General features: G+C 46.1%; 8 protein-coding genes. All 8 read right to left on the reverse strand.

Going from position 1 to position 11,749, the window contains the following annotated elements:
* Positions 1–3 precede the first annotated feature (3 nt).
* A complete protein-coding gene (gene secA2 / locus GMD3S_RS0205640; RefSeq protein WP_000483303.1) occupies positions 4–2,376 on the reverse strand; it encodes an accessory Sec system translocase SecA2 in 2,373 nt (790 codons plus the stop codon).
* Positions 2,369–2,809: an accessory Sec system protein Asp3 gene (gene asp3 / locus GMD3S_RS0205645; protein WP_000583890.1), complete on the reverse strand. Its 441-nt coding sequence runs from the start codon at positions 2,807–2,809 to the stop codon at positions 2,369–2,371. The genes secA2 and asp3 overlap by 8 nt, the downstream gene beginning before the upstream one ends.
* Entirely contained in the window at positions 2,806–4,335 is a 1,530-nt protein-coding gene (gene asp2, locus GMD3S_RS0205650) for an accessory Sec system protein Asp2 (protein WP_000412877.1), read from the reverse strand. Before asp2 ends, asp3 begins: the two co-directional genes overlap by 4 nt.
* Entirely contained in the window at positions 4,319–5,899 is a 1,581-nt protein-coding gene (gene asp1, locus GMD3S_RS0205655; RefSeq protein ID WP_000291138.1) for an accessory Sec system protein Asp1, read from the reverse strand. Before asp1 ends, asp2 begins: the two co-directional genes overlap by 17 nt.
* Before the next feature lie 9 nt (positions 5,900–5,908).
* Complete coding sequence (gene secY2, locus GMD3S_RS0205660; RefSeq protein ID WP_000657780.1) at positions 5,909–7,126, reverse strand: accessory Sec system protein translocase subunit SecY2; 1,218 nt, start codon at positions 7,124–7,126, stop codon at positions 5,909–5,911.
* A gap of 85 nt (positions 7,127–7,211) precedes the next feature.
* Positions 7,212–8,441 (reverse strand): glycosyltransferase, encoded by a 1,230-nt coding sequence (locus tag GMD3S_RS0205665; protein ID WP_000751401.1) that lies wholly within the window; start codon positions 8,439–8,441, stop codon positions 7,212–7,214.
* A gap of 15 nt (positions 8,442–8,456) precedes the next feature.
* Positions 8,457–9,683: a glycosyltransferase gene (locus GMD3S_RS0205670; protein WP_000711916.1), complete on the reverse strand. Its 1,227-nt coding sequence runs from the start codon at positions 9,681–9,683 to the stop codon at positions 8,457–8,459.
* A gap of 219 nt (positions 9,684–9,902) precedes the next feature.
* The coding region (locus tag GMD3S_RS10560; protein WP_000309385.1) for an LPXTG cell wall anchor domain-containing protein at positions 9,903–11,749 on the reverse strand (1,847 nt) is incomplete at its 5' end.

An 11,749-nucleotide genomic window follows, 5' to 3' on the forward strand; every position in this document is an offset into this window, starting at 1 on the left:
TTTTTATGGAAAATGGGTGAGAATCTCACCTTTGGGCGTTACTTCCACAATCCCCATGAGAAGATTGCGTACCATATCTGTACGAATTTGTTGCTTCATGGTTTCAAAGCCTGCATAGGCCTCCTGATAGTACTCCACGATAGGGTTCTTTTGAGAAGCAGACTGGCTCCCGATTGCTAGACTGAGCTGTTGGAGATAGTCGACTTGCTCAACCCAGTTGTCATCAATAGCCTTGAGCATGGATATTCTCAGAAAAGAGTCATAGAGCTGGTGAGGTTGGAGGACTTCCTTTTTAGCTGCAATTTCCTTGGCTATTATTTTCTCTAGTAACTCCCGAATCTGATCTGCATCAGCTAAATCCAAATCAGCTGGTAATTCTCTCATCCCAAAGCTAATATTGGTCACGATGAAGTGAAAGAGCTCTTGGGGGCTACTATAGGCTTTTTCTGAGATTTGTTTGGTATAGTCTGCCAATATATCCTCAAGGATATGCTCTAAATCACGGCTCCCATCCAGCAAACGATCTCTTTCTTTGTAGACCATTTGGCGCTGGATATTGACACTTTCCGCATACTCTAAGGTTTGTCTGCGCGCTGAGCGACTGGCACTATCACTAGCCTCTTGGGCTTTTCTGACGAGGTTGCGGTACTTGCGATCCTTAAGTAGGATGGGTTTGCTAATATCTTCCACTTGGTAGTCTTGATACAGGTCGTGAACCCAAGACGGCCCGAACTTTTTGATCACATCATCTTCAAGCGACACGAAAAATTGAGACATTCCTGGATCACCCTGGCGGCCAGAACGACCTCTGATTTGCAGGTCAATCCGTCGGCTCTCCATCCGCTCGGTACCAATCACAATCAGACCACCCAATTCTGCGACTCCTGGACCGAGTTTGATATCTGTCCCTCGACCTGCCATAGAAGTCGCAACGGTTACTGTCCCTATCTGTCCAGACTCTGCGATGATCTGGGCTTCACGCGCTGCATGATTGGCATTGAGGACATTGTGAGAAATCCCCTCTCGCAAGAGCAAGGACGAGTATAGCTGGGACATTTCAACAGATCCGACAAAGATAAGGAGTGGATTGCCTTTGGCGTGATAGGTCTTGATTGCTTCCAGAGAGGCATACACTTTCTCAGGGAGGGTCACATAGAGATTGTCCGGATGGTCCATTCGCCTAAGTGGGCGATTGGTCGGGATGCGAATGACGGCCATGTTGTAGGTTTCGAAAAATTCTTTCTCTGCCACCTTTCCCGTTCCTGTCATACCTGAGATTTTACGAAACATTTTAAAGAGACTCTGGTAGGTGATCGAAGCCATGGCTCTGGTTTCAGGAGAAAGCTTCACATGTTCCTTGGCTTCGATGGCTTGATGGAGACCGCCTTGAAGCTTGGTCATTTCCATCAAACGCCCTGTTCCCTTGTCTAACAAGACCATTTCTTGCCCTCGAACCAGATAGTCCTTGTCCTTAGTAAAGAGCGTATGGGCTCTAAGAGCATAGACCAGATGCCGAACATAACTAGCATACTCTTCCTTATAGAGATGATCGATTCCTAGGAAACCTTCGACCGTCTGGGCACCTTTTCGGGTCAACCAAACCTGGTCTTTTTCTTCCTTGTAGATGTAGTCTTCTCCCTCAACCAAGGTCGTCACTAGGGTATCAATCATCCTATAATAGTTAGACTGGACGCGGGGAGAACCTGCGATAATCAAGGGAGTTTGGGCACTATCGAGTAGAATGTCATCGATCTCATCAATGATGACATAGTTAAAGGGAGGCAGGAATTTCCCCTCACGAGTGGAGGCAAGATTGTCATTGAGATAGTCAAATCCCAGGACACTATTGGTCGTGTAGACGATGTCCGAGGTGTAGATCTTTCTTCTCTCTTCCGCAGTCAAGTCCTCTTTTGGGTCCTCTGAAAAGGGAAGACCGACAGTTAGACCTAAAAATTGGTAGACTGGGCCCATTTCGCTTGCATCCCGTCTAGCCAGATAGTCATTGGTCGTGACCAGCATGCTGCCTTTTCCCGTTAGGGCATTGAGGTAGAGGGGCATGGTGGCAGTCAAGGTCTTGCCTTCACCCGTATTCATCTCTGCCACATTTCCTTGATGGATCACAATGGCACCCATGACTTGCACATCATAGGGAAAGAGACCCAAGACACGTTTATCGGCCTCACGAACAAGGGCATAGGCTTCTACCAATAGCTCATCCAAGGTTTCTCCCTGGGCAAGACGCTGGCGAAACTCCTCTGTCTTTGCAGCCATTTCCTCATCACTGAGGGCAGCCATCTCTTCTTTGAGAGCGTTGATTTGGCTTAAAAGCTTCTTGACCTTTCTCAGTTGTCTTTCCTGATACAAACGATTAAACACCAGCATCCTCCTCAATAGAAAACGAAACAAAGTCAAGAGCCTCAAAACCTGCACTAATCAAGGAAAGGCGGTAGGTGTAGGCCGCTTCAGGATAGGTGAAGCTAAAGGAAAATTGTCTTTCAATCTTCTCCTCGATGATTACCTCATAACGGTTTAAAAAAGTCAGTTTGAGATAGAGACCATTGGCTGGTTGAACCTGCATCTTCATAGAGAGACGGTAGGTGTGATTTTTCTTAAGAAGAGGGAGGCTGGGCTGACTTCTAGTAGCCTGGTAATTGACACTAGAAAACCAGGTTTTAAGGGTTTCACCTGAAGCCAGCAAAGGATTTTTCAGGGTAACATGACCGTCTGCATGATAGGTGATCTGGCTACCATAAAGATAAGTGGCTCCCATCTCACCCCACCTAATATCCTCTCTCTTGATGATAATCATGTCTCACCTCTTCCGTATTCTTCTAGTATCATCTTGTAAAAATGAATAAACCAGGCAACGTTTGTTCCTGTATCATCATTGTGTCGACCTGCGGTTCCTTTGGACAAAATCTTGGCTCCTGTCTGACAAAGTGTCTCCACTAGCTGGTCATAGGCACTACTATCCATATCCTCGTCCTTCATGTAAGAAAGGCCGAAGGTCGTCTGGGAAAAATCAGCTTGTTTAAATCGGGTCCAAAAACGTTGATCCAAGTCCTTCATGTCTTTCTGGCTCACTCCTCCTGTCTGAAGGTGCAAGACATCAAAGCTAGTCGGAAAGACTCCTGGCGCCTCTAGTCGGCCCCGCTGTGCGATGGTTCCTAGATTGGTCAAGGGTTTTCCGACTACGATTCCCTTGGGTTCAAAGTAGGCTCCATAGTAGAGGGCAGGGAAGGTTCCCATTGACAGCCCAGATAGGATCAAGTCACTTCTATCCAAGCCTAGATAGTCTAGATAGTGTTGGATGGTTGCTTGAATTTTATCTTCTAATTCCTCAGTTCCTAGGTAAAAGGCTCCTCCTTCTAATCGAGGGTCCGAAAAGAGGAGAAAGGGGCATCTGAGCTTCTTCATCATCCAGTAACCCTCAAAACCTTCCGCCGGACGGTAACCTGAGAAATAGACTGCTAGAGGTGGCTTGAAATCCCCTGGGTGAAAGAAATAGTTGATTTCCTCACGTTTTTTGTCATGCAGGATATTGCCACCGAGAACAAACTTTCCAAACTGTTTCCGGCTCCAGCGTTGGTGGAGATTGCCGATGTTGACCTTTCCCAGACCACGCGCTTCAAGAGAAATGCTCAGATAAGCGTCATAGTCTTGCTCCACAATGATTGCTGAGGCAAAGTCTGCTTCCTCAAGGAGAATGTCCTGTCTAATCTCTGAAACGGATCCTGCTGGGATTTTTCGCAATCGCAGGCGCAATTCCACTAGTCCACTCTTTTCATATTCGAGCCAGAGTTCGATTGGCGAATGGGCTTGGACAGACTGATTATAGGCCCAAGAAGCTAGCTGGGTATAGGTCTTGCCAAAGTCTCCTTCCAGCTCCAGATGCTCAAATCCCTGATAGGAGACAGAGCCTTGGAAACTCGGGTGAATCCTTATCGTAGCTGGGCTCAGCTTGTCTCCATAACCACCTTCAAAGAGGGAGGTAGAGAGGTCTCGAACAAAGCCCTGGCGGTCTGACAGGTCCATCGCTTGCATGCAGTGCTGTTTGATGAGGTTCTGAATGTTTTTATCCTGACTTGCAAACTGTTCTGGATAGAAAACCGTATAGGGTTCCAAGCTAGATGCAAAAGGCAACAAATCTACTAGATAAGCCCCATCCGTGAGAATGACAGCATGAAAGTGATCTAGATCATTCTCATCCATGATTTTCTGGATGGCAGACGGTGTGTTGGGAGGAACATGATACCAGTCTAGTTGGGCTGGTAGGGCAAGTGTCTCTCGCCAATCTTCTGGACCGATTTGCAAGATCTTATACTTCTTTTCCATGAGTCACCTCCTCCAACCACTTTTCTAGCTTGATCAGGAATTGCTCCCCAGTGTGTTCCTTTATCTTTTCGATGGAATGGATCAAAGCATCATTCCACACCTGCAGGCTATCGAGATAGTAATGGGCAGCTTGCGCAAAATCAGCTATATTTTCCAACAGATAGCCATTCTTCTGATGGCTGACATACTCTGTTTTGACCCTATTGATTTGAGGGATACCAGCACTAATCCCCGCGATTTGGGTATAAAGAAGAGGTTGCCTGTTCAGATCGACAATCAAACGAACAAATTCCAGCTGCTTGATTAACTCCGATTCATCCTTCATATTGACAAACGAATAGCGCTTGCTCTGATGGCGATTGTCCTCAAGCGGATTTTCAGCTCCTTGGTAATCAACTTCCTTCTCCAGTTCCTGGTCTTGAAACTGCTCTGAGACCATCTCAGCAACTCGTGTTTCCAGCTGCTTCATTTCTTCTTGACTAGCAGCAAAGGTTCCAAAGACCAGCTCCGTATCTTTGTTTTCAGAAAGGAAATGCAAGACCTGATAGAGCGCTTGGTCCTCTATCCCATGCTCAAAGTCCAGTTGATAGTAGAGGATTGACTCCTTCCGAGTCTGACTCTTTCCCAGCTCCAAGCGGGTATCAAAAGGTGATAAATGACGAAACTTCATTGCTTGTTCTGAAAAGGCAGACTGAGCCAAGTGCAAGGTGTCCTCTCTGTCGACCAGAACAAGGTCCACCTTATCAAGCAGACCTGCCAACTGAGGTAGTTGTTCTTGAGGATTTCGTCCGATAAAAAGGCTGAGAACCTTGGTGGTTTGGTGAGGCAATCGTTCTAAAAGGAAAGCATTGTGCTGGTCACATGCAGGCAGAAAATAGGTCGCTCCTTCCTCAGGGAGTTGAGCTATTTTCTTCTCAAAAAACTCCGCAATCAATTCTCCCATATCTTGGTAAGCCTCTTTTTGGAAGCGAAAAGCAAAGATAGGATTGACCTCGATACGACCCCCATCTTGCAAGTACTCTCTGAACTGCCACAGTCCCTTGGGATTGAGGTAGTCTTGGTAGAGAGCCTGACCCTCTTCATAGTAAATCACACTGGAAACCAGCCCCCGATCATCCATCAGGTAGTTGGCAGACAAGAGCCCATCTTCCTTGAAATACTGAATCGTACTGATAAAACCTTCAATCCCATGCTCCACCTGAGCATAGGGCTTTCCATTTCTCAAAACTAAAATGGTAAAGGGACTGTAAACAAACTCGCAGTCCTCTTCCCACTCAATATCTCTGAGCTGCAAGACCTGCGGTCGAATCTCATGAAAATCCTGCAATTCATCAAATAAGGAATAAACTTGTGCTTCTAAAATACCTTGGCGATGGAGAAAATAGCGAAGATGAGGCTGATAGGACAAAAGGAGGACATGGGCAGGGATCCCTTGGCGTTGCGTCAAGCGAATCTGATTGAAGGTGTCATCAAATTCTAGCTTAAAATGAGAAAGATACCAAGGTATCAAATCGGCATGCCAGGGACGCTCCTTGCCATACCAAGCTGGGATAAAGTAATACATCAAAACCTCCTAGAATAGTGGCTGATACCTTTCATTTAGTCTGAGCGCCTGCAATTCATCATGAATCGTAAAGAGCATACCACTCAAAATTAAAAAGAGTCCAGGAATCATGCTGACTTTTAACAAACTCTCATCCTTCAAGACAAACAAGATTGGAAGTCCAGCCAAGGTAACGTTAAAGACTGCACCTATCAGAGCAAATCGCAGAACCAAGCGATTAATAAAGCGACTGGTATCCTCGCCCGGATAGACTCCGTAGATGTAATCTCCTGATTGCTTCATCCGATCTGCGATCTGTTGACCACTCACATTGACAAAGGCAAAGGCAATGCTAAAGACAAAGAGGATAAGGATATAAGCATAGATCCACAAGGGTTTCCCCATCGCATACTGCTCCAGTAGGGCAGGGTAGAGCGGATTGCCCTTATCCAGATGTTGAAGCAAGAGCAAGAGATAAGAAGGCAAGCCCATGAGACTCATCACATACATATAAGGCATGCCACCTGCAGGATTGAGCATGATTTCCAGATAAGAATAGCGTTTAAAGCGAGAATGGAGCCCGATTTTATTGATAGGGATGCGGTATCGCGCTCGGTAAAAGAGAACAACTAGATAGGTAAAGAGGACACCAAGCACTACCAATAGGAAAAGCAGCCAAGGAGAGATCTTATGAACTTGGACCGATTGGATGATGTCCTGAGGGAGTGAAGCCACCATACTCGCCAATAAAATGACGATTGGGCCTCCAACTCCGATAGACGCATTGATGTCAGACAGCCAAACTAAGAAGAAGGTCCCCGCAACCAAAAGGCTGGTATTGAGGAGAAAGACCAAGAAGGGATTGTAGGGAGCTTGGACAGGAAGGTTTGTAGTCAAGGCCAAGGCCTGAATCAAGGCAATCCCTAACGTCAAGTACATTTTCCGTCTATCCCGGACTTCTGAAGACACCGAGTTTAAGCCCAGTTTCTTTGAAAAGGAAAACATCTGCCACAAGATCATGGCTGACATCCAAGGTGAAAGCCCGATGGAAAAGAGAGAGAGGCTGCGAAGATTTCCACCAGTCAGAGCTACTGAAAAGTCCAAATAGGCTGCGCTTCCTCCGAGAAAATCCCGACTATTGAGGTTAACAAAAGGAAGAGCCAGACGACTCCCGAGCACATAAATAAAGAGCAAAAACAGGGTGTGCATCCCTTTTTTTACTGCTATCGATGAACGAAATTCTTTCACTGGCTCCTCCTTTTCATTTTATCTTTCTGTCCTGTCACACTGGAACAATCTTGTCCTTCCATCTTAGAATTTTCAAATCTCTATCTCAGTTTTCGTGAGCTTTCTCGTCCAGATAAGCTGTCAGAGCTGCTACCATTTCTTCCGGTCTTTCTGCTGAGAAAATACCCGCATAGGCACTTTCAGGTAGTTCTCGCGACTGGGTATTGTCAAAAGTCAAGATCGGTTTCTCAAAGCGTGAAACATAGTCATAAACAACACTCAACTTGTCATCGTGGTTAATATCGAGGTAGACATCTGTCTGCTGGATCAGTTTCTCGACCAAGAGGGGGAAGGTGTTGGGATAGAGGGTCACATTTTCAAAACGTGACAAGAGCATGAGTTCAGGTGCCATCGTCGTATAGGCTGCGATGTAGAAATGCACCTCTGGCAAGGCTTGAACCAGATAGTCGATTTTCTCAAGATGCCAAGAATTGGTCAAATTAACACAAGTCATAATTGGCTGATAGACTGTGACTGGATAGTCAATTCCGGCCTGACGCCATTTTTCAGTAATAGCAGACCACTCCATCAGATGATAGTGCCACCAAACCTCACGCAAACGCCCAACCGAATGAGTATTCCAAGGTTTGTCCTGAGAGAGGAAATGCAAGATGGCTGGCAGAGGCTCCAAAGGAATCTGGAAGATAAATTCATGTCCATGTGAGGCAGCCCCACTGTCAAAGCCAATCTGAAAATTATAGTTCTGTCCCAGAGGAGCATAGCTGTCATGAAAGAGCATATTGAGGATGGACTGGTCTCCTTCACTCACATGTTGGTGTTCCCGCTCCGTCAACTCAACTAGCTCTTGTCTCACGGCTTCTGCCCGCCATTTTTTGTTATGGATCAAGAGTACACCTGCATTAAAGCCAACCCCAACTCCAAAACAAGATGGTGCAGCAGCAAGGTAGTTTTCGCCTAAGTCCATTTCAAAGAGAGCCGTCAAATCAGCCGTCACAACCAAATCACTATCCAAGTAAAGAACCTTGTCCTCTTCGACAAAATCAGGGATAAAGTAACGGGCAAAGGTCATGTGATTGATATGGGGCAGTTTATTGCTCCAGTTCATCTGAAATTGGGCGCCAAGCATCTTGACATCCACTAACTCACCGCCCATTTGCTCTACTATCGGCCTGAGAGCGCGGAACCATTCTTGGGGAATATCCTGATTAAAGATATAGACCTTGACATGGCTATTATGATAGCAGAGAGACTTGAGCGCTGTTTCAATCTGACGAATATAGGCATAATCTCCTGCGAGAACAATTGTTTTTTTCATTTAGTTTCCTTCAGTTTACAACGACTGCTTCTGTGATTCCAAAAGCGTGCGGATAGACTCGATCATTTGATCTACGGCTGCTGGTGAGTAGACATGACTGCAACCACTCAAGTCATGACTAGTGGTCTCAAAAGCAAATATAGGGATTTCTCTTTGCTGCACCTCTTGGATAATGTTTGCAATTTCATCCTCATGATTGATATCTAAGTAAAAGTCAATCTTTTCCAAGACTTTTTTGACATTCATGGGATTAAAGTAAGGATAGAGGCGTACATTCAGATGCGATTGCAAGTTCATGATTTCCGGCGCAAAATTGGTATGAGCTAGGATAGAGAACTCAACATCTGGCAGTTCTTGGATCAGGTGTTCGATTTGCTCTATGTGACACGTATTGGTAAAAATAGCGGTCGCATACTGGGGAGCTTGAACTAAAGATGCCAATCCTTTATGGAAATCACATTTTTTCATGACGATATCAGACCACTCTAGTCCGTAGTAAAACCACCAGTCCTCCCTAAAACGATTGAGGTTGATTTGGTACCAAGGCTTGTCCCCAGTATAATGGATAATCTTGGCTGTCTTTTCAGTAGCAAGAGAATCCCTATACCAAGAATCCATCTGGTAATTTCGAGCCACTGTATCCATACCAACCATAAAATTATAGGTAGCTTGCAGCGATTTCCAACGACTTTCAAAGAGGTGATTTAACACGCCCTGATCGCCAAAAACTTGGTCATGCAGTTGGTCTGTCAAACTCAACAAGTGCTCCGTCACCTTTTCTTGACGCCAGAGAGCCACATTAATCAGCAAGACACCTGCATTAAAAGTGCTAGGAACTAGCGCATCTGCGACAGCAGCTACTGGCCAGTCTGCCATATCTTCTAAAAAGAGTTGATCTAGGTTTGATCTAACGATAATATCCGAATCCAGGTACAAGGCTAGATCTTCGCTAACAAACTGAGGAATAAAATAACGAAAGAAAGTTGCATAACTTAGGTGGGCTAGTGGCAAACTATACTCTTTCAAACCTTGATGACTAATCTTGACATTGACGATTTTTGAGGCTAGTGGCTCTAGACGTCTCTCCATGAGCTGAAACCATTCTGATGGCAAATCATCATTGAAAACATAAAAAGTCACTGCTCGGTTATGGGCGCAGATTGACTTGATTGTTGTCTCAATTTTGTCCATATAAGCATTATCACCACCGAGTACAATGGCTTTTTGAAGCTCTTTTTTCATTTCGTCCCCTTTTCTTTTCACATTCTTTTGGCTACTTTTCTACTACTATAGTTCTGATTTTTTCGATGATTCTCTCACCTTCCTATTATACCTTTTCCCCTAGTTTATTTCAAACTCAAAAGAGGATTTTCCCATTCTCACATATAGAAAAAACCTTTGAAAAATCATGTTTTCAAAGGTTTTCCATTTCACTATTTATTCATTGATTTTTATATCTTATCAATGACTTTCTTGATCGTCGTTCTGATCCTTCTTGGCAAGAAGACCGATACCTGTCACAGCTGCCAATGCTCCCAACAAAGCAGATGCTACCGAAGTCGACGCTCCTGTATTTGGCAAGACTTGTTTTGGCTTGCTTGAAGCGGATTGACCTTGGCTTGCAATGTTTGCCATTGAGAGAGAAGTGCTTGTTGAAGTAGATGCCAGAGCACTTGCTGACGCAGATCTACTAATAGAATCTGAAGTCGAGAGACTAGCGCTAATCGACGTTGACTCGCTCACTGACATACTTGCTGAAATCGAAGCACTTTCTAGAATCGATTCACTGGCGAACATGCTAGCTGAGAGTGATGCGCTCGTTGAAGTAGATTCGCTCACTGATGTACTTGCTGAGATCGAGGCACTTTCCAATGCTAATTCGTCTGCTAGCATACTTGCAGAAGTTGAAGTACTTGTTGAAGCGGATTGACTAGCGCTGGCTGACGCAGATTCACTGGCGCTCAATGAGGCTGACTGGCTGGTGCTCGCTGAAGCTGACTCACTTGCGCTCGCTGACACTGATTGGCTGGCACTCAATGAAGCGGACTGACTCGAACTTGCTGAAGCCGATTGACTCGAGCTTACAGACGCTGACTCACTCGCACTCACTGAAGCAGATTGACCAGCGCTTACTGAAGCAGATTCACTGGCGCTCACTGATACTGATTGACTCGAACTTGCTGAAGCGGACTGACTCGAGCTTACAGATGCAGATTCGCTTGAACTTACTGAAGCGGATTCGCTGGAGCTTACTGATGCTGACTGGCTGGAGCTTACAGACGCAGATTGACTCGAGCTTACAGACGCTGATTGGCTAGAACTTACTGAAGCGGACTGACTAGCACTTACCGATGCTGACTGGCTGGAGCTTACTGAAGCCAATTCGCTCGCGCTCGCTGACGCGGATTCACTTGAACTTACTGAGGCAGATTGACTCGAACTTGCTGAAGCCGATTCGCTCGCGCTCGCTGACGCGGATTGACTCGAGCTTACAGATGCAGATTCGCTTGAACTTACTGAGGCAGATTGACTAGCACTTACCGATGCTGACTCACTCGAACTTACCGATGCTGACTGGCTGGAGCTTACAGACGCTGACTCACTCGCACTTACTGAAGCGGATTGACTAGCGCTTACGGAAGCAGATTCACTTGCGCTCACTGACGCGGATTCACTTGAGCTTACAGACGCGGATTGACTAGCGCTTACGGAAGCAGATTGACTAGAGCTTACTGAGGCAGACTGGCTGGCACTTGCTGAAGCAGACTGACTAGCACTTACTGATGCGGATTGACTTGAGCTCACCGATACAGATTGGCTCGAACTTGCAGATGCTGATTGGCTAGCACTCACTGAAGCCGATTGACTTGAACTTGCCGATACAAACTCACTTGTGCTGACTGAAGCTGACTGACTTGAGCTTACGGACGCTGACTGGCTAGCACTTGCCGATGCTGATTGGCTCGAACTTGCTGAAGCCGATTGGCTGGCGCTGGCTGAGGCGGATTCACTTGAGCTCACTGAGGTTGATTGACTCGAGCTTGCAGATGCAGACTGGCCAGCGCTCGCTGAGGCTGACTGACTCGAACTTACCGAAGCTGACTGGCTAGCGCTCACTGACTCAGACTGGCTAGCACTTGCCGATGCTGATTGGCTGGAGCTTGCAGATGCAGACTGACTGGCACTCACTGAGACAGACTGACTTGCGCTCACTGAGGCTGATTGACTTGCGCTCGCTGAAGCGGATTGGCTCGAACTTGCCGACGCAGATTGGCTCGAGCTTACTGAAGCGGATTGGCTAGCACTCA

This window comes from Streptococcus sp. GMD3S (genome assembly GCF_000298695.2).
Taxonomy (GTDB): domain Bacteria; phylum Bacillota; class Bacilli; order Lactobacillales; family Streptococcaceae; genus Streptococcus.

Bases quoted from the DNA above. Each gene is read 5' to 3' on its own strand.
- GMD3S_RS0205665 (WP_000751401.1), bottom strand. From the start codon at position 8,441: ATGAAAAAAACAATTGTTCTCGCAGGAGATTATGCCTATATTCGTCAG.
- GMD3S_RS0205670 (WP_000711916.1), bottom strand. From the start codon at position 9,683: ATGAAAAAAGAGCTTCAAAAAGCCATTGTACTCGGTGGTGATAATGCT.
- asp3 (WP_000583890.1), bottom strand. From the start codon at position 2,809: ATGATTATCATCAAGAGAGAGGATATTAGGTGGGGTGAGATGGGAGCC.
- asp1 (WP_000291138.1), bottom strand. From the start codon at position 5,899: ATGTATTACTTTATCCCAGCTTGGTATGGCAAGGAGCGTCCCTGGCAT.
- asp2 (WP_000412877.1), bottom strand. From the start codon at position 4,335: ATGGAAAAGAAGTATAAGATCTTGCAAATCGGTCCAGAAGATTGGCGA.